20 protein-coding genes and 1 tRNA gene are annotated in these 22,339 nt (G+C 62.6%); 5 read left to right on the top strand and 16 right to left on the bottom strand.

Features of this window, described 5'->3' with window-relative positions:
- Positions 1 to 25: 25 nt before the first annotated feature.
- From spt to ASG37_RS00940, 7 genes are read right to left on the bottom strand one after another with little or no spacing between them, the layout of a single operon-like run.
- Positions 26 to 1,285 (bottom strand): serine palmitoyltransferase, encoded by a 1,260-nt coding sequence (gene spt, locus ASG37_RS00910; protein ID WP_082447905.1) that lies wholly within the window; start codon positions 1,283 to 1,285, stop codon positions 26 to 28.
- 18 nt (positions 1,286 to 1,303) lie between these two features.
- On the bottom strand, positions 1,304 to 1,549 hold the full coding sequence (locus ASG37_RS00915; RefSeq protein ID WP_055755404.1) for an acyl carrier protein: 246 nt from the start codon (positions 1,547 to 1,549) through the stop codon (positions 1,304 to 1,306).
- Positions 1,550 to 1,582: 33 nt separating this feature from the next.
- Positions 1,583 to 2,473 (bottom strand): NAD-dependent epimerase/dehydratase family protein, encoded by an 891-nt coding sequence (locus ASG37_RS00920; protein WP_055755405.1) that lies wholly within the window; start codon positions 2,471 to 2,473, stop codon positions 1,583 to 1,585.
- A 5-nt stretch (positions 2,474 to 2,478) separates the two neighbouring features.
- On the bottom strand, positions 2,479 to 3,621 hold the full coding sequence (proB, locus tag ASG37_RS00925) for a glutamate 5-kinase (RefSeq protein WP_055755406.1): 1,143 nt from the start codon (positions 3,619 to 3,621) through the stop codon (positions 2,479 to 2,481).
- On the bottom strand, positions 3,606 to 4,646 hold the full coding sequence (obgE, locus tag ASG37_RS00930; protein WP_055755407.1) for a GTPase ObgE: 1,041 nt from the start codon (positions 4,644 to 4,646) through the stop codon (positions 3,606 to 3,608). The genes proB and obgE overlap by 16 nt, the downstream gene beginning before the upstream one ends.
- A 51-nt stretch (positions 4,647 to 4,697) precedes the next feature.
- A complete protein-coding gene (locus ASG37_RS00935) occupies positions 4,698 to 5,180 on the bottom strand; it encodes a GNAT family N-acetyltransferase (protein WP_055755408.1) in 483 nt (160 codons plus the stop codon).
- Positions 5,174 to 5,761 carry a TetR/AcrR family transcriptional regulator gene (locus ASG37_RS00940; protein ID WP_055755409.1) on the bottom strand — a complete coding sequence of 196 codons (588 nt, stop codon included), beginning with the start codon at positions 5,759 to 5,761 and terminating at the stop codon, positions 5,174 to 5,176. The genes ASG37_RS00935 and ASG37_RS00940 overlap by 7 nt, the downstream gene beginning before the upstream one ends.
- Positions 5,762 to 5,807: 46 nt before the next feature.
- On the opposite strand from ASG37_RS00940, the gene ASG37_RS00945 reads away from it, so the two are divergent.
- Both ASG37_RS00945 and ASG37_RS00950 read left to right on the top strand, forming a co-directional pair.
- A complete protein-coding gene (locus ASG37_RS00945; protein ID WP_055755410.1) occupies positions 5,808 to 6,656 on the top strand; it encodes a metal-dependent hydrolase in 849 nt (282 codons plus the stop codon).
- Positions 6,657 to 6,694: 38 nt separating this feature from the next.
- On the top strand, positions 6,695 to 6,892 hold the full coding sequence (locus tag ASG37_RS00950) for a hypothetical protein (RefSeq protein ID WP_055755411.1): 198 nt from the start codon (positions 6,695 to 6,697) through the stop codon (positions 6,890 to 6,892).
- A 209-nt stretch (positions 6,893 to 7,101) separates the two neighbouring features.
- On the opposite strand, the gene ASG37_RS00955 is transcribed toward ASG37_RS00950, so the two are convergent.
- From ASG37_RS00955 to rplU, 3 genes are all read right to left on the bottom strand, one after another.
- Positions 7,102 to 7,623 (bottom strand): GNAT family N-acetyltransferase, encoded by a 522-nt coding sequence (locus tag ASG37_RS00955; protein ID WP_156348990.1) that lies wholly within the window; start codon positions 7,621 to 7,623, stop codon positions 7,102 to 7,104.
- 154 nt (positions 7,624 to 7,777) lie between these two features.
- Positions 7,778 to 8,047, bottom strand: coding sequence for a 50S ribosomal protein L27 (gene rpmA, locus ASG37_RS00960; RefSeq protein WP_055755412.1), 270 nt, complete (start codon positions 8,045 to 8,047; stop codon positions 7,778 to 7,780).
- A 30-nt stretch (positions 8,048 to 8,077) separates the two neighbouring features.
- Positions 8,078 to 8,404, bottom strand: a complete 327-nt coding sequence (rplU, locus tag ASG37_RS00965; protein WP_055755413.1) for a 50S ribosomal protein L21 — start codon at positions 8,402 to 8,404, stop codon at positions 8,078 to 8,080.
- 257 nt (positions 8,405 to 8,661) lie between these two features.
- Between rplU and ASG37_RS00970 the strand changes: the two genes are divergently transcribed.
- A complete protein-coding gene (locus ASG37_RS00970; RefSeq protein ID WP_055755414.1) occupies positions 8,662 to 11,232 on the top strand; it encodes a TonB-dependent receptor plug domain-containing protein in 2,571 nt (856 codons plus the stop codon).
- Positions 11,233 to 11,265: 33 nt separating this feature from the next.
- On the opposite strand, the gene hspQ is transcribed toward ASG37_RS00970, so the two are convergent.
- Positions 11,266 to 11,631 carry a heat shock protein HspQ gene (gene hspQ, locus ASG37_RS00975; protein ID WP_414886715.1) on the bottom strand — a complete coding sequence of 122 codons (366 nt, stop codon included), beginning with the start codon at positions 11,629 to 11,631 and terminating at the stop codon, positions 11,266 to 11,268.
- Positions 11,632 to 11,771: 140 nt separating this feature from the next.
- Here hspQ and ASG37_RS00980 point away from each other — a divergent pair.
- Together ASG37_RS00980 and ASG37_RS00985 are read left to right on the top strand one after the other, a co-directional pair.
- Positions 11,772 to 11,861: transfer RNA gene (locus ASG37_RS00980), tRNA-Ser, on the top strand.
- Positions 11,862 to 11,969: 108 nt separating this feature from the next.
- Entirely contained in the window at positions 11,970 to 13,571 is a 1,602-nt protein-coding gene (locus tag ASG37_RS00985) for a DUF6538 domain-containing protein (RefSeq protein ID WP_235525118.1), read from the top strand.
- A gap of 156 nt (positions 13,572 to 13,727) precedes the next feature.
- Here the strand turns inward: ASG37_RS00985 and ASG37_RS17215 are convergent, their stop codons facing one another.
- The 5 genes from ASG37_RS17215 to ASG37_RS01005 are packed head-to-tail and all read right to left on the bottom strand — an operon-like array spanning position 13,728 to position 22,242.
- Positions 13,728 to 15,089, bottom strand: coding sequence for a phospholipase D-like domain-containing protein (locus tag ASG37_RS17215; protein WP_082447906.1), 1,362 nt, complete (start codon positions 15,087 to 15,089; stop codon positions 13,728 to 13,730).
- The gene (locus ASG37_RS00990; protein ID WP_055755417.1) at positions 15,086 to 18,172 is read right to left on the bottom strand and encodes a type I restriction endonuclease subunit R; all 3,087 of its coding nucleotides are present in this window, start codon (positions 18,170 to 18,172) and stop codon (positions 15,086 to 15,088) included. The genes ASG37_RS17215 and ASG37_RS00990 overlap by 4 nt, the downstream gene beginning before the upstream one ends.
- 7 nt (positions 18,173 to 18,179) lie before the next feature.
- Positions 18,180 to 18,767 (bottom strand): hypothetical protein, encoded by a 588-nt coding sequence (locus ASG37_RS00995; protein ID WP_055755418.1) that lies wholly within the window; start codon positions 18,765 to 18,767, stop codon positions 18,180 to 18,182.
- The gene (locus ASG37_RS01000) at positions 18,764 to 20,050 is read right to left on the bottom strand and encodes a restriction endonuclease subunit S (RefSeq protein ID WP_082447907.1); all 1,287 of its coding nucleotides are present in this window, start codon (positions 20,048 to 20,050) and stop codon (positions 18,764 to 18,766) included. The genes ASG37_RS00995 and ASG37_RS01000 overlap by 4 nt, the downstream gene beginning before the upstream one ends.
- On the bottom strand, positions 20,047 to 22,242 hold the full coding sequence (locus tag ASG37_RS01005) for a type I restriction-modification system subunit M (protein WP_055755420.1): 2,196 nt from the start codon (positions 22,240 to 22,242) through the stop codon (positions 20,047 to 20,049). Before ASG37_RS01005 ends, ASG37_RS01000 begins: the two co-directional genes overlap by 4 nt.
- Positions 22,243 to 22,339 lie beyond the last annotated feature (97 nt).

The following is a 22,339-nucleotide window of genomic DNA, read 5'->3' on the forward strand; positions in this document are numbered from 1 at the left end:
CGACAAGGGAGGGGAGCAGATCGGATCAGATCGCGCCGACCGCCTTGCCGGCCGCCTCGAACATGCCGATGATCGTCTCGACCTGTTCGGCGCTGTGTTCGGCGCACAGCGAGCAGCGCAGCAGGAAGGTGCCGGCCGGGGTGGCGGGCGGACGCGCCATGTTGACGTACAGGCCGCCGTCAAGCAGTGCCTGCCACATCGCCACCGCTTGGGCCTGATCCTCGAGGATCACGGCGATGATCGCCGATTGTGGCGTGTCGGTGCCGAGCTTTAGCCCCAGATCCTTCAGCCCGCCGTGCAACCGTTTCGAATTGCGCCACAGATGCGCGCGCTTGTCGCCGGCGTGCATCAGCTTGCGGATCGAGGTCGCGGCGGTAGCGACCACCGACGGCGGCAGCGACGCGGTGAAGACATAGGGCCGGCACACCAGCCGCATCACGTCGAACTTCGGATGGTTGGAGACGCAGAAGCCGCCGACCGTACCGACCGATTTGGAGAAGGTGCCGACGACGAAATCGACATCCGCCTCGACGCCCTGTTCCTCATACACGCCGCGGCCGTTGGGACCGAAGAAGCCCATGCCGTGTGCCTCGTCGACCAGCACCATGCAGCCGTGCTTCTTCGCCACCGCGACCATTTCGGGCAGCGGTGCGATGTCGCCGAGCATCGAATAGACGCCTTCGAGCACCACCAGCTTGCCCGGCTCTTTCGGCAGCCGGCCGAGCCGCTTGTCGAGATCCTCGACCGAATTGTGGCGGAAGCGCACGACCTCGGCATTGCCGAGCGCGCAGCCGTCGTAGATCGAGGCATGGCTGTCGGCGTCGAGGATGATATATTCGCCCTTGCCGACCAACGTCGAAATGATGCCGAGGTTCGCCTGATAGCCGGTCGAGAACACCATGGCGTGGGTCGTGCCGTAGAATTCGCGCAGCGCCGCTTCGCAATCCTTGTGCGGATCATACGTGCCGTTCAGCACCCGGCTGCCGGTGGTGCCCGATCCGAACTCGTCGAACGCCTTCTTGCCCGCCGCGATCACGTCCGGGTCGAAGGTCATGCCCATGTAGTTGTAGGTGCCGAGCAGGATCGTGTCCTTGCCGCGGATCACCGCCTGGGTCGGTGACTTCACCTCGTCCATCACGATCGCGAAGGGATCGCGCACGCCGGTCGCCAGCAGCGCCTCGCGTTCGGCGATCAGCGCGTCGAACTTGCTGAACAGGTCACGTTCGGGCGCGACCGGCGTCGGGTCGGCGGGCAGGGCGTGCGGGGTGGCGGCGGCTTCGGTCATGATCGGGGCCTTATGTCTTCAGGCGGTCTTCAGCTTCTCGACGGCATCGGCCAACTGGCCGACCGTCTCGATCTCGGCCTGCATGTTCATGGTGATGACGATGTCGAATTCATCCTCGACCGCCGCCACGAAATCCATGACGGTCAGGCTGTCCCATTCGAGATCGCCGGCAAAGGTCGTCGCGTCGGTGAGCGCCACGCCCTTCTTGTTGAAGGGGTCGATCAGGCCGGTGATGGTGGCGAGGGTGGCGGCACGGTCGCTCATGCGGGTCTTTCCAATATGCGTGGTTGCGCGGGCCTATAGCAGACCATGCGCACGATACCATGCCGCCGTATCGCTAAGGCCGCGTGGCGTGGCGATGCGCGGTTCCCACAGCTCGGTGGGCGGACGGCGTGCCGGGTCGGCGGTCCAGTCGGGATGGGCGAGATAGCGGGCGCGGTCGGGGGTCAGCTTGGCCCCGCTGCCGCGAAACCTGCGATCGAGGCGCGCACCCAATCGCAGCAGCCGTTCGGGCAGGTGCAACGGCAGCACGCGCTGCCCGACCGCCCGCCCGATCAGCCGGGCCAGTTCGGCATGGGTCAGCGGGTTGCCATCGTCGACCTCGTACAGATCGTGCGCACCGGGCCGATCGGCGAGGGCGAGCAGCAACCGCGCCAGATCATCAACCGCGACCAGCGCGAGCCGGCCGGGCGGCGGCAGGAGCGCGAGCCCGATCTTCGCCATGCGGAACATGTCGCGCAATTCGGTATCGCCTGGACCATACACCCCGCTCGGGCGGACGATCGTCCAGTCGAGATCGCTCGCCTCGACCACCGCTTCACCGGCGCGTTTGGAGGCGCCATAGGCCGATAGCTGCGGCTCGCGGGCGGAGAGCGAGGAGACATGGACGAACCGGCCGACCCCGGCGGCCAGCGCGGCATCGACCATCGCCTGCGTGCCGGTCACGTTGCCGGCGGTGAACCCCGCCGCGTCCGGCGCACTCACCACGCCGGCGAGGTGCAGGACGACATGTGCCCCGCCGACCAGTTCGTTCAGGCTCTCCGGCCGGTCGAGCGCGCCGCGTACCCAGCTTACGTTCGGCTCGGCCGGTTGCGCCCGGCGGGTAAGCGCGCGGATGTGCCAGCCGGCACTGGCACCCAGCGCGATCAAGCGGCGGCCAACGAAACCGGTGCCGCCGGTCAGCGCCATTGTCTTCACAGCAACGCCATATGATTGCGGTGGACCAGCGCCGAACGCGGCGCGTACCCGAGCAGGTCGCCCAGTTCGTCGCTGCGCCGCCCGACGATCCGCGCGGCGTCGACCGCGTCATATTCGGCGAGGCCGCGCGCCACGGTGCGACCATCGGTGGCGACGATGCGGATCAGATCGCCGCGTGCGAAATCGCCCTCGACCGATACCGCCCCGGCGGGGAGCAGGCTGCGCCCCGAGGCGAGTGCCGCGACCGCGCCGGCATCGACGCGGATCGCCCCGCGATCGGTCAGCCCGCCCGACAGCCATGCCTTGCGCGCCGGGGCATGGCGTGGGGCGGCGAACACCGTGCCATGGCCGGTCGCGGCGAAGCGGGCGAGCGGATGGTCGATCCTCCCGCTGGCGATGGCGAGCGTCGCGCCGGCGGCGGTGGCGATACGCGCCGCCTCCACCTTCGACACCATGCCGCCCGATCCCATGCCCGACGACGATCGGCTGTCGGCCATGCCGAGGATCGTCGCGTCGATCGTCTCGACATGGGGAATGAGGCGCGCATCGGGGTTGGCGTGCGGATTGCTGTCGTACAGCCCGTCGATGTCCGACAGTAGGATGACGCCGTTGGCGCGCGCCGCCGCGCCGACCCGTGCGGCGAGCCGGTCGTTGTCGCCGAAGCGGATTTCTTCCGTAGCGACGCTGTCGTTCTCGTTCACCACCGGCACGACGCCCAGCTTGAGCAGCCGGCCGAGCGTCGCGGCGACGTTCAGATAGCGGCGGCGGTCCTCCAGATCGTCGAGCGTGACGAGCAGTTGCGCGGCGGTGAGGCCATGATTGCCGAGCAATTCGGCCCAGACGCTCGACAGCGCGATCTGTCCGGTCGCGGCGGCGGCCTGCGCATCCTCTAGGCTCGCCCGGCCGCCCCTGGGCAGCCCGAGCCGCCGCGCACCAAGCGCGATCGCCCCCGACGAGACGACGACGACCTGCTGCCCCGCCTTCACCCGTGCGGCGATGTCGGCGACCAGTCCGGCGAGCCAGTCGCGCCGGACCGTGCCGTCGGCCGTGACGAGCAACGACGAACCGACCTTGACGACCAGGCGCGGGCCGAACAGGTCGGCGTCGGGGCGGGGGGCGTCGGCTAGACCGGCGACCATTCGCCCGGCTCCCCGTCGGCTTCCCCGGCGTGCATCTCGGACGGGCCGATCGCGGCGAGCAGCCGGTCGAGCACCGCCTCCAGCCCCTGCCCGGTCGCGCCCGACAGCGGGAGTACCGTCGCGCCGCTCTCCGCCTCCAGTTCGGCGATCAGCGCGGCAGTCAGTTCCTCGTCGAGCAGATCGGCCTTGTTGAGCGCGATCACCTCGGGCTTCTCGGCGAGATCGGCGCCGTAATTCTCCAGTTCCTGCCGGACGATGCGATAGGCGGCGACCGGATCGTCAACATGGCTGTCGATCAGGTGGAGCAGCACCCGGCACCGTTCGATATGGCCGAGGAAGCGGTCGCCGATCCCGGCGCCTTCCGCTGCGCCCTCGATCAATCCCGGAATGTCGGCGACCACGAATTCGCGATCGCGGTGGCTCACCACGCCCAACTGCGGGCGGGTGGTGGTGAAGGCATAGGCCCCGACCTTGGCATTCGCGTTGGTCACGGCGTTGATGAAGGTGGACTTGCCGGCATTGGGCAGCCCGACCAGCCCGGCGTCGGCGAGCAGCTTGAGCCGCAGCCATACCCACGCCTCGTCGCCCGGCCAGCCGGTGCCGTGCTGGCGCGGGGCTCGATTGGTCGACGTCTTGTAACTGGCATTGCCGCGTCCGCCGTCCCCGCCGCGCAGGAATATCTCGCGCTGGCCGGTATGGGTGAAATCGGCGAGGACGGTTTCCTTGTCCTCCGACAATATCTGCGTGCCCACCGGCACGCGGATGACGAGATCGCGACCGCCGCCTCCGGTGCGGTTCGATCCCGAACCGCCCGAACCACGCGGCGCGCGGAAATGCTGGGTGTAGCGAAAATCGATCAGCGTGTTGAGGCCGGCGACCGCTTCGAAAATGACGTCGCCGCCCTTGCCGCCGTTACCGCCGTCGGGGCCGCCATACTCCATGAACTTTTCGCGCCGGAAACTGACGGCGCCGGGGCCACCCACGCCCGAACGGACGAAGATCTTGGCTTGGTCGAGAAAATGCATGGCATCCGCTTAGTCGGAGTCGCGCGATGGGGGAAGGGTGTTCCTTGAGTGTCAGAGCCACCGGTGCAGCACCAGCGCGTCGACCTCGCCCAGCGCCGGATGGTCGAACGCGCCGGGCAAGCGCCCGACCTGTTCGAACCCCAGCGACAACCACAGCCCGATCGCGCGGACGTTGGTAGCGATCACGAAATTATACTGCATCGCGCGGAAGCCGGCGGCGCGGGCGTGATCGAACGAATGCAGTGCCATCGCGCGGGCGATGCCGCGTCCGGTCGCCGCGCCATGCGTCGCATAGCCGCAGTTTGCGACATGCCGTCCGCCGCCGTCCTTGTTCGCCCGGCAGAAATAGCTGCCGAGGACCCGGCCATCGACATCGGCGACGAACACCGCGTTGCCCGGCGCGTGCCAGAAGGCGAGCGCGGCATCGACCGGCAGGTCGCGGTCGAGCGCATAGCTTTCCCCGGCGCGGACGATCGGCATCAGGATGTCAGCGATGGCCGATGCGTCATCGGGTATCGCCGGCCGGATCAGCACGGCAGGTCGCCGCGCGTGCGCAACAATGCGCGGGTCGCCAGGTCGCGCGCCTTTTCTCGCGGCAGGCGGAGCGCCTTCGCCATCGCCCCGCCGAGCAGCGCATCGCCCAGTGCCATCAGCACCAGTTGCAGCGTCTCCTCCGCCAACGGCAGTTCGCTAAGCGCCTGTTCGCTGCCCAGCCGGTCGACCAGCGCGTGAATCGCATCGAGGATCGGGTCGAGCGCATCGTCGTTGCCCGACAGGATCATCCAGCTCGCCAGTGCGCCGGCGCCTTCGCGATCGAACGCATCGAACGTCAGGTCGACGACCTCGCGCGGATCGTGATCGCCTTCGTGCGCGCGCAGCACCGCCGCGCCGATCGATGCGGTGATCGTCGTCGCCATCCGCTCGGCCAGCGCCTTTTGCAGTCCCGATGCCGACCCGAAATGGTGGAGCAGATTGGCGTGCGTCCGCCCGATCCGAAGTCCGACCGCCTTCAGCGTCACCGCCTGCGGCCCGGCTTCGATCAGCAGATCGCGCGCGGCATCGAGCGCGGCATCGCGCGACGCTTCGGGGGACAGGCGACGGCGAGCTATTGACATCACTGTAAGTAGATCACATTTCGCATCGGTTAGTTGGAGCAGAACCGTGGCGAAAGCAAAGACTCCCGACGATCTGACCATCACCCCGCGCGACGTCCGCTTCGGGCGGGACCGTGCGCCCGGACGCTGGTGGCTGAACGGCGACGCGTACGCCACCGCCTTCTACAACGCGCTGTCGGTCACGTTTCCCAAGGGCGAGGGCTATTTCATCGACAGCGTGCGGGCGTATCAGGATCAGGTGCCCCCGCGGCTGGCGCAAGAAATCCGCGCGTTCGTCCGGCAGGAGGCGATCCATACGCGCGAGCATATGGCGTTCAACCGGCAGGTCACGGATCATGGCTATGACACGTCGCGGCTGGACGCGCGAGTCGACCATGAACTGTCGATCACTCGAGGCAAGCCGCCGATCGCCAATCTGGCGGCGACGATGGCGCTCGAACATTTCACCGCGATCCTCGCGCACGAACTGGTCGCCGATCCCCGCCATCTGGCGGGCGGCGAGCAGCAGGTGGCCGACCTCTGGCGCTGGCACGCGATCGAGGAGATCGAGCACAAGGGCGTCGCCTACGACACCTGGGTCCATGCTACTCGTGACTGGAGCCGGTTCCGGCGCTGGCGGATCAAGGCGCTGGTGATGCTGATCGTGACCGTCAAATTCTTTCGTGGACGCACCGCCGGCATGCTCGACCTGCTGGCGCAGGATGGATTGACCGGTGCCGGGGTAAAGTGGCGGCTGTTCGGCTATGCGTTCGGCCGGCCGGGCATGGCGCGGCGGGTTCTGGGCGCATGGGCGGCATTCTTCCTGCCGGGCTTCCACCCATGGAACCTCGACGATCGCGCGCTGATCGGGCTGGTCGACAGCGAGTTCGCGGCGGCACGGCTGGCGCCTGCCTGACGCTTGCCCTGTCGGCGGCATCGGCGCAGGGAGAAGCGATGCGAACGGTATCGGAAGACGCGGCGGTCCGGCTCTATCATCTCGACGACGAGGGCGGGGTGGCGACGACCATCCTGTACGGGACATTGTCGGAGGCGCTGGCAGCGGCGGCCAATGAGCCGGAGGCGGTTCAGGGCGGCTTGTATCTTCAGACGAGCAGCGACGTCGTCGCCTATCTCGATCTGATCGAGGGATAGTGCGGGGCGGCGGTCATGGCCGCCCCGGTCTGGCTTATTGATAGCCGCCCTCTTCCTCGCGTTCCTCGGCGGCTTCTTCCTGCGCCTCTTCCATGTCCTTGGGTTCGTTCGGGGTTTCTGGATCGATCATCGGCCGGTTGCCTTTCGCGGGACGGCGGGGGTGCCGTGCGTATCAACCGCCCGTACCCGTCGCTCGTTCCCGCCGCCGGTCATGCGACCAGCCGGGGATCGATCACATATTCGATCGATTCGACATGGCAGCCGCGCCCGGCGCTATAGGTCGACAGCGTTTCGCCGGTGGCGGCAAATCCTAACCGCCGCAGCACCGCGCCCGACCCCGGATTGTCGACATAATGTCCCGCCGCCACCCGCTCCACGCCGAGCGCCGCCGCCAGCCGCAGCACCGCGCGGGCCGCTTCGGTCGCATAGCCCCGCCGCCAGGCGCTGGGCGTGATCCAGTAGCCGAGATTGTGCGATATATCCCCGAACGGGCCGATCCCGATCGATCCGATCAGCGCGCATTTGCCGCCATTGTGCGCGAAGATCAGGAAATGCGGACCGGACGTGGCATAGCCGTTGGCGATCGCGGCCTGCGCATCGGCCAGCGTATAGGGCCATGGCGCGCGCGACAGATTGCGTACGACCGCTTCATGGCCGATCGCGCTGGCCAGGGCAGGGGCGTCCTCGGGCCAGCCGGGGCGCAGGGTCAACCGTTCGGTACGGGCGAACACGGGCTCTCTCCTGAAGCGCGGCACAGATTGTGCGGCGCGGTGGGACCGGAGAGAGCAAAGAAAAAGGGAGCCGGGATGACCCGCCTCCCTCTTGTTGGCTGGTTCCGTTGCCGGAACCCGGGTCACCCTGGTGGGCTACCCGGATAGTAGCCCGTTATTCTGCGGCCTGCGCCTGCATCTCGACATACGCAAACTTGCGGCCGAGCTTGCCTTCCTTGAACGCCACGCGGCCATCGACCAGCGCGAACAGCGTATGGTCCTTACCCATGCCGACGTTCACGCCCGGATAGAACTTCGTGCCACGCTGGCGCACGATGATGTTGCCCGCGACCACTTCCTGGCCACCGAACTTCTTCACGCCAAGGCGACGGCCGGCCGAATCACGACCGTTGCGCGACGAACCGCCTGCTTTTTTATGTGCCATGGTTCAAACTCCTTGTATTCGCTCAGGCGCTTATGCGGCGGCGCTGTCGTCGGCGCGCTGGTCGCCGATCGCGGTGATCTTCAGGATGGTGTGCTGCTGGCGATGACCGTTCTTGCGACGGTAGTTGTGACGGCGGCGCTTCTTGAAGACGATGACCTTCTCGCCCTTCGCCTGTGCGACGATTTCGGCCGATACGGTCAGTCCGTCGACCGACTTCAGGTCGGCACCGTCACCGGCAAGAAGCACGTCGCCGAGCGTCACGCTGCTGCCAGCTTCGCCATCGAGCTTTTCGACGACGATCTTGTCTCCTGCGGCAACGCGATACTGCTTGCCGCCCGTGCGCACGATTGCGAACATGGCCCTTGCTTCTTTCCCAAATGCAATATGTCCGCGTGGAGATACCCCACGCGGCAAGTAGCGCTGGACCTACGTAAAGCGTTCCCGGCTGTCAATGCCGAACACCGATTCGGGTGTAGGAAAGCGTTGTTGCAGCGCGGCAACAGCGCTGTGACATTCGCATGACGCCTCTATCGAGCGGCTTGTATTGTAAAAGCGGGTGCCGGACGCTCAGGGCGCAACGACGATGCGGGAAACATCGTTCGGGGGAGATTTTGATGCGTAACACCCTTTTCAACGCGCTGGTGCTGACGAGCGCACTCGTCGCCATTCCGGCCAATGCGCAGATCGCGACGCCGCCGCCCGCCGATGACGTACCGGCCGGCGAGGAGATCGTCGTCGTCGGCACGCGCGCGCAGGGCCGCACCGTCGCCGAAAGCCCGGTCCCGGTCGACGTCATCACCGGCGATGCCCTGGTCAACGCCGGCTATACCGAGACGAACAAGCTGCTGAACCAGCTCGTCCCCTCGTTCAACTTCCCGCAGCCGTCGATCACCGACGGCACCGACGTGGTCCGTCCCGCGACGCTGCGCGGCTTGTCGCCCGATCAGACGCTGGTGCTGGTCAACGGCAAGCGACGCCATTCGACGTCGCTGCTCAACGCCAACGGATCGGTCGGGCGCGGCTCGTCGGCGGTCGATCTGAACACCATCCCCAGCCTCGCGATCGAACGGATCGACGTGCTGCGCGACGGTGCCTCGTCGCAATATGGTTCGGACGCGATCGCCGGTGTCATCAACGTGCAGCTCAAGCGCCGCGAGGGCGGCCGGGCGACGATGACCTATGGCAAATACGTCACGACGATGGACGGCGTCGGTCAGGTATCGGGCATCGCCACCCAGACGAACGGCCAGCCGCAGGTGCGCGCCGATGGCACCTATGTCCTGAACGAAACCGGCGACGACCGCGACGTGCGCGACGGCCGCACCGTTACCTTCGCCGCCAACATGGGTCTGCCGGTCGGCGAATCGGGCTATCTGAACCTGACCGGCGAATATCGTGATCGCGAGCCGACCAACCGCGCCGGTTTCGACCCGCGCCGCAACTATCCGCTGCAGGCGAACGGCACGGTCGATTCGCGCGAATTCACCTATGACCGGGTCAACCACCGCTACGGCGACGCCAAGACCACCGATTTCAACTTCTTCCTGAACGGCGGTGTCGATCTCGGCAGCACGTCCGAACTCTACGTATTCGGCAGCTATGGCATCCGCGACGGCGAAAGCGCCGCTTTCTATCGTCGTGCCTCGGGCCGAGATACCAACAGCAATATCCAGGATCTGCGTAACTGCACCTTCACCGGCACGGTCTGCACGCCGTTCTACGCCGATGGCTTCCTGCCGCTCATCACCAGCCAGATGGAGGATTTCGCGGCGGCGGTCGGCGTGAAGGGCGATCTGGGCGGCTTCGCCTATGACCTGTCCTATGTCTATGGCACCAACGCCTTCGACTTCCGCATCGAGAACAGCTTCAACGCCTCCTATGGTCCGCAATCGCAGCGCGCGTTCAAGGCGGGCGGCACGCGCTTCGGCCAGCAGACGGTGAACCTCGATCTGCAACGCGATCTGTCGGTGGGCTTCCTGTCCGACCTGTCGCTGGCGCTGGGCGGCGAATATCGCAACGAGAACTACAAGATCCTCGCCGGCGAACTGCAAAGCTACGCCGCCGGCCCGTTCGCGTTCAGCAACGGCGCGGCCGCCGGATCGCAGGGCTTCCCCGGCTTCTCGCCGAACAGCGCGGTCGATGCATCGCGTGACAGCATCGCCGGCTATGTCGAGCTGGACGGCAAGTTCAGCGATGCGTTCAACGTCGTCGCCGCCGGCCGGTTCGAACACTTTAGCGATTTCGGCAACACGGTGAACGGCAAGGTCGCCGCCCGTTTCGCCCCGACGCCATGGATCGCGGCGCGCGGATCGATCTCCACCGGCTTCCGCGCGCCAAGCCTTGCGCAGCAGTTCTTCTCGTCGTTCGCGACGCAGAACATCGGCGGCACCCTTGTCGAGATCGGCACGTTCCGCGTCGGCGATCCGGTGGCGCGCGCGCTGGGTTCGCGGCAGTTGGAGGCGGAAAAGTCGCTCAACATCGGTGGCGGCCTGACGCTGACTCCGCTGCGCGGGCTGACGCTGACCGCCGACTATTACAACATCAAGATCAACGACCGCGTCATCCTGTCGGAAAATCTTCAGGGCGCGGCGGTCGTCGCGGTGCTGCGCGGCGCGGGGATTCAGGACATCACCTCGGCGCGGTTCTTCATCAACGGCATCGATACCCGGACGCAGGGTGTGGAAGTGGTCGGCACCTATCGCGTGCCCGATCTCGGCATCGGCAGCGTGACGCTGACCGCCGGCTACAACTACAACCAGACCGACATCACCGACCGTTCGACGCTGTCGGCGATCCCCGGCGTCACGCTGTTCGGGCGGCAGGAATCGCTGCGGCTGACGCAGGGCCAGCCGCGTTCGAAGATCAACCTCGGCGCCGACTGGTCGCAGGGCATCTTCGGGCTGACCGCGCGCACCAACCGGTACGGCAACACGCTGTCCCCGGGCGGGGCGGTGGCGACCGATGTCGTGCTGACGCCCAAGTGGCTGACCGACCTCGAACTGCGGGCGACGCCGGGCCAGTTCGAGCTGGCGATCGGCGCGAACAACCTGTTCGACGTGTATCCGACGCGCAACCCGATCCTCGGCGCGGCGGCGATCAACAACTATTTCATCCCCTACAGCAGCTTCTCGCCGTTCGGGTTCAACGGGCGCTATCTCTATGCGCGCGCCGGCGTGAAGTTCTGATGCCGGGCCGGGCGGGGGAGAACCCCGCCCGCCTTAATGGCGATGTTCGCGGCGCAGGCGATAGCGGCCGCCGGCATAATCGTCGAACAGCCCGGTGATCGCCGGATGGTCGACCGGCTCCTCGCTGTCGTCGACGATCAGGTTCTGCTGGCTGACATAGGCGACGTACGACGCCTCGGCATTTTCGGCGAGCAGGTGATAGAAGGGCTGGTCCTTGCGCGGGCGGGCTTCCATCGGGATCGATTCATACCATTCGTCGCTGTTCGCGAAGACCGGATCGATGTCGAAGATCACACCGCGGAAATCGAACATCCGATGGCGCACGACGTCGCCGATCGAGAAACGGGCATGGGCGACCGGCGGCAGCGGCGTGCCGAGGTCGAGGGGCTTGGCGGTCATGGCCTTCATGCGAAATATTTAGGGTGTCGGGGCGATTGCAGCAAGGAGGCGCTTGCAAGTCCCGAAACCTTGGGCTAACCGGCCCCCCTCGCTGACCACCGTGCCGCGCTGACCTGCGGCATGGAGCGAGAAACCTCTGCGGAGAGGTGGCAGAGTGGTCGATTGTACCGCACTCGAAATGCGGCGTGCCTTTACGGGTACCGAGGGTTCGAATCCCTCCCTCTCCGCCATTTACCTGACAAGCTGCTGATAAGCCTTAAAATCCTTGAAAACCGGGCTTTCTGCAGCGATGCTTGCTACAAAATCTGCTACAAAAAGGGGAGAAATCCTTGAAGCGGGTGAAGGGGCATCGTTACCTGTATCGGCGTGGGGAGTATCTTGTCTTTCGGCGGGGCGTGCCCAAGCGTGCTCGTGCCGCCTTTGGGAAAACCGAGGTTCTGACGTCCTTGGGGACAGGCAGCATTTCCGAGGCTCGGCACTTGCTCGCCCGCCAACTGGAAAAGTTTGACCGCCTGCTGGCCGAGGCGACCGGCACCAGATCGTCAGCCGTGGTTCTTGATACCATCAAGCGAGAGCCGACAGCGGAAGAAGCCGAAGAAGGCGTGCGTCTGTGGTTCGCGGAGCGTGTCGGTCGTCTGATCGATGAGGTGAATACGATCACCGATGAAGATCGGGCGGTCGACCTTATGCAGGATTATGATGCCCTATCGGGAGACGCCGCCGCCGGAATGAGGATCGGCAGTGAAAGCGCCATGATGACCGATTGGATCGTCGAGGCGCTGATAGAGCGTTTCGGTTGGCAGATCGCCCCTAGCACCTCGTTGCACCGTCGACTGACGAAACTCGTTGGTCGCGGTCAGATGGAGGCTGCGCGTCGGTTCGCGCAGGAAGCCAATGGCGATCCCGTCCGCGTGTTGGATGACACTTTCTCGCCCGAGCAATATCGGTTAGATGCTGAGCGCCAACGCGAACGAATGGCTCGGACCCCGGTGTCTATGATGGGGCTGTTCGATGGCTATGCCAAAGAGCGGAAGCCCGCTGCGGCCACGATCAAGGCGTGGCGGCGTCAGCTATCAGCCTTCAAGGCGTTCGTCGGGCATGATGACGCCGCCAAGGTGACGCCGGAGAACGTCGTGGCATGGAAGGACCACCTGCTTCACAAGGCAGGCAAAGACGGTTCCGGGTTGAGCGCCAAGACCGTTGGGGAAACGTATCTCTCGGCTTTGAAAACCACACTCCGTTGGGCCGTCGAGAACCGCAAGCTACCTAACAATCCTGCCGAGACCACCCGCGTGCGCGGGGCGAAGAAGGTTCGCAAGCGCGGGCCAGGTTTGACCGACGAGGAAGCCAACCAGATTTTGAAGGCGACGCTCACGCCGCCGCCGCCCCGGCTGTCCCCGGAACGCGCATTGGCACGACGTTGGGTGCCGTGGATTTGTGCCTACACAGGGGCGCGCGTGAACGAGATCACTCAATTGCGCGCTCAGGACGTGGCGCAAGTTGATGGCATCTGGACGATACACATCACGCCGGAGGCGGGACCGATCAAGACGTCAGTAGCGCGGACGGTGGCCCTGCATCCACATCTCGTTGAACAGGGATTTCCGGCGGTCGCACGCAAAGCGACGGGCTACCTCTTTTTTGATCCCTTGCGGCGTAGGGGAGGGTCGGACGAAAATCCGCAATCCAAGAAGGTCGGCGAGTTTCTCGCTGATTGGGTGCGAGAGATCGGCGTCGATGATCCTGACGTTCAGCCCAATCACGGATGGCGGCATCGGTTCAAAACGGTCAGTCGGAATGTGCGGATGGACCCGGAGATTAGAGATCGAATTCAGGGTCACGCGCCGAGAACCGAAGGGGAAGGGTACGGCGACGTATCGCCGCAGGCAACATTACGGGAAGTTTCTCTGCTTCCAAAGTATGATATACTGTGTCAATAATACTGATGTGGCCAGCTTAACACGCTGCTATATCCTGAAAGATTTTTGCGCGTCGTCATGTGAGTTGTGCGGATATTAATCCTTTCAAGTCAGACGCTTTCATTTTGGTATGTAGACTTGCAATACTTGCAACTGGTTGCATTCTGCAGTGGCCAATTAGCCGACATGCACGCGAACATCATATCCCAATGAGCGGAGGGCCTTTGATGTTCGGCCGTTTCGTGGCGGGAAGCGGTCGGGCATTGCCCATCCGACGAGTTCGCCATAGGCCGATACGCCCATGCAATCGAGTTTCCAAGATGGCTCGGAGATCGCGTCCCACAGCCGATCGGGGAGCAAATCAATCGGACCGCCGTATAGGATGTATTGGATTACCTCAGTGACCGATGCGCCCGATGCGGTTCGGCTCGTCCAGATGTGCTTCGTGAGTGCATCTAGCTTTTCGGGGATCGAAAATTGTGTTCCAGTAGAGGGAAGGCCGACGGTACGGTTTGCGACGCGACGCGAATATTCACGCATCGCATGAATGTGCTCCGCAACCTTTCGAAACTCGGCAAACTTCATTCGAGCTAGGCTGTCGGAACGAAGCGCGTCGCGCAAACGAGGCGCGGTCTCGTTGATCGCAATCGCCTCCTGTTCCAATCTGGCAGACGCCTTCCACCATTCCACCGCTTCGTTAAGGCCTTTCGCCGGATTGAGGCGGAATTGCTCATAGTAGCGTTCGAAGTCAGCTCGACGGCCATCGAACGTGCGCATGTAGTAGTGCGCATGAAGAAATTGATCGGCTTGAGCGCCCGCCGCTGCTTCTGGATTAACCCACGCTGGCCTGTTCCCAATCTGGCTGACAGTAGCACCAATGTCTCGAAGCGTTTGAAGCGTCGAGCGCCATTCATTTAAGAACGCCTGCCGTTGTCGATTACTTGCCGCCTTGGGGGCTGTCCGAACTAGGCCCGACCACTGCTTGATACTCGGGTGCTGCCAGAAGGGGCTTGGATCAGACTTCGTCGCGGCCAGCTTCTTGGCTCGCGCGATCATCCAATCCCGAAGCTCCTCGGTCAGCGGCGTAGCTTGTGCATCAAGCTGAGCGAACAGGTCAGAAATCTGGCGGTCTAATTCGTCGTCGATCTCTGCTTCTGGGAAGAAGCAGCCTGCCTCGACATTCTTATACCAAGCTTTCGACGTCAGGTTTGCCGATCCGATATATACCCCGAACCCGCGCCACCAAATCACCTTCGCATGATGATGCTGTACAAGCTTGCAGACGAAGTTCGGTGATCGCCGAGAAAGGAAACTGTTGAGAACGCCGACAGTGACGGCGACTTCGTCGTCCAGCCGCCCCCAGAAGCGAAGCGGCACGCCTTTGTCCCAACACCAATCGAAAAGAAGCCCCGTGTCTGTCGCGTAAGCGACCGCCGCCCAGACAGCTTCGGTTTGTAGTTTGCCATCGACCGGTTGACTGGCCTGCTCGATGAAATTGCGAAGATAGATGCCATTGATGCCGCCCAGAACGAGCTTCATTCTTCACCCACCTGCGGCGCTTCAGTCTTACGAATGCGCTCGTAGACCTCGCGCGCGATGTGGTCCTGAGCGGCACCTCGAAAGCTCCGGTCCTTCATCACGCGGCCGAAGATCTCTTCATTTCCCTCCATGCGGTCGATGAACAAATCTTCGAGGATGCGGCCAAAGAAGGCGGAAAAATTCGCGAAGTTGTTGGCTTGGGCGGCCTCGACCACTTTCTCATCGCGCTCAGCCGTAGCCCGCACCTGATCGAAGAAGAGCTGGTCTGCTTCGGTGAAATCGGTCCCGAACCGCTCATTCAGCTTCTCGACCAGCGATGACAGGGCAACTTCGGTATCCTTCTCGCGAGCGGTGCCAACATCGGTCGGCCCCTTGAGCGGCAGTGCGTCGCCCTGCGTCAAATCAATGGTGCCGTCGTTCACCTGACTGAGCCGGAAGAATTTTAGCGCGACATCGTCGTCGAGCGTGAATTTAGATCCATCGCCCGGCCGGGGAAGTTTGGGCGATAGGTTGCGAAGGAAGGCATAGAGCCGCTCCAGCCCCTCATCAAAATAGGGCATGATCTGCGAGAGGAAGGAATAGAGGTTGTTGAACGCGGTCATTTGTCCGCGAAACTCCTCCTGAGCGGTCTCTTCCAGCCTGTTGAAGCGATCAACCGAGCGGTCGAGAACTGCGTTCATCGTCCGGTGATCCTGCCCTGTATGATCGCGCCGTCGCTTGAACCAGACCTCCGCAAATTCATCGACATCGGCGGGGGTGAACACGGCAGGTTGCAGCAATTTGTGATGCAGTTCATTCAGTCGTTGGGGGTCGGCATTTTCACCAACGGGCGTCGTCTCGTAATAGGGTTTGAACGCCTTATAGATGTCGGCCTCTTCGTTGTTGAAATCGAGGACGAACGTGCGTGTCTTGCCGGGTGCAGTGCGGTTGAGGCGGGACAGCGTCTGGACCGCCTGAACGCCCGCCAGCTTCTTCACCACATACATGGTCTGGAGCAGCGGCTGATCGAACCCGGTCTGATATTTCTCCGCGACGATGAGCACACGGTAATCCTCGCCCGCGAACCGCTCCGGCAATTCCCGTTCGGGCAAGCCGTCGTTCATGCCCACTTCGGTGAAGGCGGAACCGGGATCGGCCGGGTCCTCTACCGTACCGGAAAAGGCGACCAGCGCGCGAATGCCCTGATAGCCATTGTCGCGGATATAGCGATCGAAGGCCTGCTTGTAGCGCACGGCGGATAGGCGCGATCCGGTGACGACCATCGCTTTCGCCCGGCCGCCCAGTTCATGCATCACGCGCAGACGGAAATGCTCGATGATGATCGCAACTACCTGCCCGATATTGGTCGGGTGCAGTTCCAGGTACTGCCCCAGCGCCTTCGCCGCCTTCTTCTTCGGCACGTCGCGGTCATTCTCGACCTGCTTCACCAGTCCGAAGAAGCGTTTGTAGGTGGTGTAGTTCTGGAGAACGTCGAGGATGAAGCCCTCCTCAATCGCCTGCCGCATCGTATATTCGTGGAATGGCGCGGAGCCGGACGGACCCGGTTCGTCGAACACCAGTTTGGTCTTGAACTTGGGGGTCGCCGTGAAGGCGAAGAAGCTCAAGTTCTGCTGGCGGGCGCGTTGCAGCATCTGCTGGCGGATCGCGGCCTTGGCCTCTTCGGAAAGATCGTCATCCTCCTCGTCGCCCGCCTGAGCCGCAATGGCGTCGGCAATGCCGTCCTTGTTGAGAATGCCCTTGAGCGCCGCGACCGTATCACCGGATTGCGAGCTATGCGCCTCGTCCACGATCACGGCGAAGCGGCGATCGCGAGTGTCTATCGCCACGCCTTCGCCCTTGGCCTCCAGCGTCTTGATCGCCTGTGAGATAAAGGGGAATTTCTGGATAGTCGAGATGATGATCGGCGTGCCGTTCGACAGCGCCTTGGCGAGTTGCTGCGTATTCTCGTCGATCTTCTCGACCACGCCGGTCTTATGCTCGAATTGATAGATGGTGTTCTGCAATTGCTGGTCGAGGACGCGGCGATCGGTGATCACCACCACCGAATGAAACACCTTCTCATCCTCGGCGTCGTGGAGCGTCGCTAGCCTGTGAGCCAGCCACGCGATGCTGTTCGACTTGCCCGACCCGGCCGAATGCTGGATCAGATAATTGTGTCCCGATCCATGCGCCGCCGCGTGGCCGACCAGGCTCCGCACTGCGTCGAGTTGATGATAGCGCGGGAAGATCATCACTTCCTTGCGGACCGTCCGAAAGCCAGTGGACGTCTCCACCGTTCGTTCGCTGACATCCAGGTGCATGAAACGCTGGAGAATATCGAGCAGGCTGTCAGCCCGAAGCGCCTCATCCCACAGATGATGGGTTTTCCAATTGCCATCGACCGGCGGATTGCCCGCGCCGTGGTTGTGCCCGCGATTGAAGGGCAGGAAGTAGGTCTCCTCCCCCTTCAACTGCGTCGCCATCCACACCTCGTCGGGATCTACGGCGAAATGCACCAAGGCGCGTTCCTTGAAGCGGAACAGCAGATCACGGCCGTCCCGATCCCGCATATACTGGGTGCAGGCATCTTCGGCGCGCTGGCCGGTCTGGGGGTTCTTTAGTTCCGCCGTGACGACCGGCAGTCCGTTTACTGCCAGCACCACGTCGATCACGCATTCGCGAGCGCGACCGTCCGGTTGTTTCAGAACGTCGGATTTGAACCGCACCTGCCGTGTGACCGTCAGCCGGTTGGCTGCGTAGCGAGCGGCGCTCTCCGGGTTTAGCCCGGAATTGGGCTGGAAATAGACGAGGCGCAGCGTTTTACCGTAGCATTTAAAGCCGTGGCGCAGCACGCCCAGACTGCCCTTGCTCGCCAGCTCCTTGGTCAGGCTGTCGATGATCATGGCGGCGGTGCGATCCTTGAGCATCGCCTCTAGCTGTCCCCACCGCACAGGCTGACTGGCGCGGATGAAGCTGATCACATCGTCGGGGAACAGCGCCGTTACCGGATCGAACGTCTTGGGGTCGCCCTTCCGATAGCGATCGTTCATGATGAGGCCATATTCAATGGCTCGTTCAAAATCGGTTTCGGTGTGGCCCGCCATAGTCCCCTCAAACCGTCCTGACAGACGTATTCTCTAGCGTGTCGAGTGTCAGCCCAGCGAGCTGATCATAATGATAATGACGAATGGATGGATCGCGGGCCAGATACTGCCCGGCGGGATCGAGATAGGCTGCAGGGTTTTCGTTTTCCGTGAACACGAATTTTCGGACGCGAATGCTGCGGTCATCGCCGGTATAATGGTTGATGATCTTGCGGAGGCTGGCGCACCAATGTGCGCCAGATTTAAGCTGATCGATGATTGAGCTAGCATCAAGGCTCTTGGTCTTGAACTCGATTAGATAGGCATTGATGCAGCGGCGATGGCTTTGAAATATGATGAAATCGCACCGCTTTGACCACTGCTTGCCGTTGTCATCGAGGAAATGAAACAGGGCTTCCTTGCGGCCATCCAACTTTATGGCAAAAGCTTTCCCATTGAAGGGCAGCGTAACCCTGCGGGTCGATTTCTTTGTTTCCCCTTCGCGAAAGTATTTTTCTGTCAGTGTCAAATAGCCTGTAGACCCATTGTCGATGACGTAATCGTCCGAGATATAGGCACGCAGATGATCGAAATAGCTCGATGCGTCGAGGCTCATTGAAGCCCCTCTATCTGTCCCGTGACTGCGGACGTGATGACGGCGGATCGGTATTCCCTTAATGCAGAAATGCTCATTGAAACTTTGCGTTCGATCGCTTCGGCCTTCGCGATAGCGACGCTGACCTGTTCAGCGATAGCCGTTTGCTCCTCCGGCGGCGGCAGAGGAAGCATGTACTTTTTAATTACATCGACATTGACCCGCTTGAAGGTCGCACCGACAAGATAGCTCCGCAACTGTACCAAGCAGGCTGTTGAGTTCAGGAAATGCTCAAGAAATTCGGGGCGGATGATAGACGGCCTGATAAGGCACAGGTCCTGTCCCAAGCATATCGTCCGATCATCCCGCACAAGGGCGGCGGAGCCCACGGACGCATTGCGACTGTAGATGATGTCGCCAACTTGAGGCCGTCGTCCACCTTCCGACATCATTGTAAATTCATCGTCGCTGACCTGTCGCTTGGTGTGATAGTCGATTGCATACGGAGAAATCTCGGTAGTGCTTACAAGCGGAATGCCATCGTCGATATATTCTGGCGTCCTGTGCTTGCAGTCGATTACCTGAGACACGAATGATAGGCGCTTCACCTCCCAATGCGCGGGGATTTGGTCGAGCCAGTCGATGCCGCTGTCTTTCATAGGCGCGGCGGGATCAAGGCCCTTGGTGACGGCTTGGGTGATGATCGCCTGCCGCTTTTCGACGAGGTGTTCCAGCAGCGCCTGTTTCTTCGTGATCAGCCCGTCGATCTTTGCGGTCTTTTCATCGAGAAAGGCGGATATACGTTTTTGCGCTTCCGGTGAGGGAACAGGGCAGCGGATGCTGCCGAGCATCTCCAAATTCAGGCCATCCCGGCCGTCTTGACTGGAGAGATTGCGAATGTGGCGATACTGGCTTGTGAGCCACCAATATAGAAACTTACCTTCAATCGCGCTTGGGACGATCGCCGCGAGTGACTGGTTGCCCGTCGTTTCGATGTCGAGATAGCCGACCATCGCTTTGGTTTTGCCCTGTCCGGCCAAGGCCATGACAACCGATCCACGCGGCATCCATTTGGCGCTGGAATTGGCAAGGCCTTCCTTCGTGATGAAATCCGACGGCTGGCGAATGACACCTTGATTGACTGCGCCAGAGTTGAGCCAGGGGATGGTTCCGTCATTCCAGTAATAGGAAAAGTTCTTGTCTGGCGTGCCCCCGGAATAGCGACGAGACAGCCACCTGACAGCTATCGCCTTCCAGCCATCTGGCAAGGGCTGCCCATTTACGACTGCGGGCGAGGCGTTCACGCCACCAGACCCTTGAGCAAGCCTGCAATCTCACCTTCCAGTGCCGTAATGTCCGCCTCAATTTCACCCAATTGGCGCGGCGGATTGTAGACGTAGAAATGCCGGTTGATCGGGATTTCGTAGCCGATCTTGGTCTTGGCATAGTCCACCCAAGCATCGGGGACGTGAGGCAGAACTTCGGCAGCGATATAGGCATCAATGGCGGGTTTCATCGCCGCGACCAGATCGTGATTGGGAATCTCCGGCCCGAAGTTCATCGGCAGGGGCAGCGCGGTTCCGAGGGGCAGGGGGATATTCTCGGTGTCGCGCAATTCGCTGTCCGGCTCCGGCCGACCCTTGCTGTCGCGACAGATTTCCGCCGTGGGGTCGCGCTCGCCCAGGGCGGCGAAGATTACTTTCTTGATTGGCGTGGGCAGCTTGAGTTTCGCGCGCTTCGCAGCGGCCTCCAGCGCCGCCTCGAAGCGGCCCCGGTCCTTGTATAGCCCGTTGCCCGCGAGCGTGCGGAGCATCGCCCGGATGGCTTCTTGCAACGCGCGGCCTTCGGCTTCCTCTGCTTCGGCGGCTTTGGCGTCCTTGCGCTTCTTCGACACGGCCAGATTGATGAAGGCCGATTGCTCGTTTAGCCGCGTGATCCGCTCTGTCGTCGCCTCGAAATTCAGGCGCAGGGGGCGTTCGACCGTGACTTTCAGAAAGCCAAATTCGCGGTTTTCAAAGATGCGGCTGACGACGCGGTTTTCCCAGGTTCCAGCCCTTATGTCAGTGCAGACCCGTGCAGTCTCTCCATCGCGGTAGTTACTGTAAATTTCCGTTAGCTGATCAATATGCCCGCCAGGCTTCACGGATAACTCATTGCGCTTGTTATTGAGGCTCTTCGTCATTCGGTCGAAGAAGCGCGTGCCGTCGATGAGCTGGACCTTGCCGCGCCGCTCCGGTGGCTTCCGGTTTGTAACAAGCCAGATGTAGGTGAAGATGCCAGTGTTGTAGAAAAGCTGATCGGGCAGCGCGACGATCGCGTCGAGCTGGTCGTTTTCGATGATCCAGCGTCGGATATTGGACGGGCCGGACCCGGCATCGCCGCTGAACAGCGGTGATCCGTTGAAGATGATCGCGATCTTTGACCCTTCGCCGCCTTTGGTGGGGCTGGGGTGCATCTTCGACATCATATGTTGCAGGAACAGCAGCGAGCCGTCGTTGATCGCGGGCAGGCCAGCGCCGAAGCGGCCACCGAAGCCAAGCTCTTCCGCTTCCTTGGCGACGACCTTTTGCTGATCCTTCCACTCCACGCCGAAGGGCGGGTTGGCGAGCATGTAGTGGAATTTCTTTTCCGGGAAGCCGTCGCGCGTCTTGCCGTCGCCCAGCGTGTCGCCGAGGACGACGTTGTCGGTGTCTTCATCCTTGATGAGCATGTCCGAGCAACAGATTGCCCAGCTTTCGTCGTTATATTCCTGTCCGTAGAGGCCCAGATTGGCCTTTTCGTTGCCCGCGCGGATGGTTTCTTCCGACACGGACAACATGCCGCCGGTGCCGCAAGCCGGATCGTAAATCTCGCGGTAGACGCCCGGTTTGTAGACATCCTCCTCGCCGGTGTAGACGAGGTGGGTCATCAGCCGGATGACCTCGCGCGGGGTGAAGTGGTCTCCGGCCTCCTCGTTCGCCTGCTCGTTGAAGCGCATCACGAGATGCTCGAACAGATAGCCCATCTGAAGATTGTCGATGCCCGCGTCGGGATGCAGATCGACATCGGCCATCGCTTTCACGATGTTGAAGAGCCGGTTGCTGGCGTCGAGCTTCTCGATCTGCTCGCTGAATTTGAAGCGATCGAAGATGGCGCGGGCGGTGTCCGAGAAGCCGTTGATATAAGCGACGAGGTTTGGCGCGATGTTCTCGCTATCGTCGAGCAACTTGGCGAAGGTGTAGGGGCTGGTGTTGTAGAGCGGCTGGCGACGACGCGCCGGATCGACGATCTTGTTCAGCAGCTTGGGGATGGCGCGTTCGGGCGTCCCGGCCGCAATTAGGCGCGCATACTCCGCGACCACGGCTTCCTTGGTCGGCTCCAGCACGCAATCGAACCGGCGCAGCACTACCATCGGCAGCATGACGAGGCGGTATTGCGGGGGGCGATACGGGCCACGCAGTCGGTTTGCGATTTCCCAAATTTTACCAGCGACGAGCTTGTGGCGTTCAGTAAGCAAATTTTATCCCCATATTGGGGAGAGGCTCTGCCATTCGAGCAACGCGGTGTCACGAGTGGATCATCGAGTTTCCCATATGCCCTTGCTCCAGTGAGAC

This window comes from Sphingomonas sp. Leaf407, assembly GCF_001425385.1.
Lineage (GTDB): Bacteria > Pseudomonadota > Alphaproteobacteria > Sphingomonadales > Sphingomonadaceae > Sphingomonas.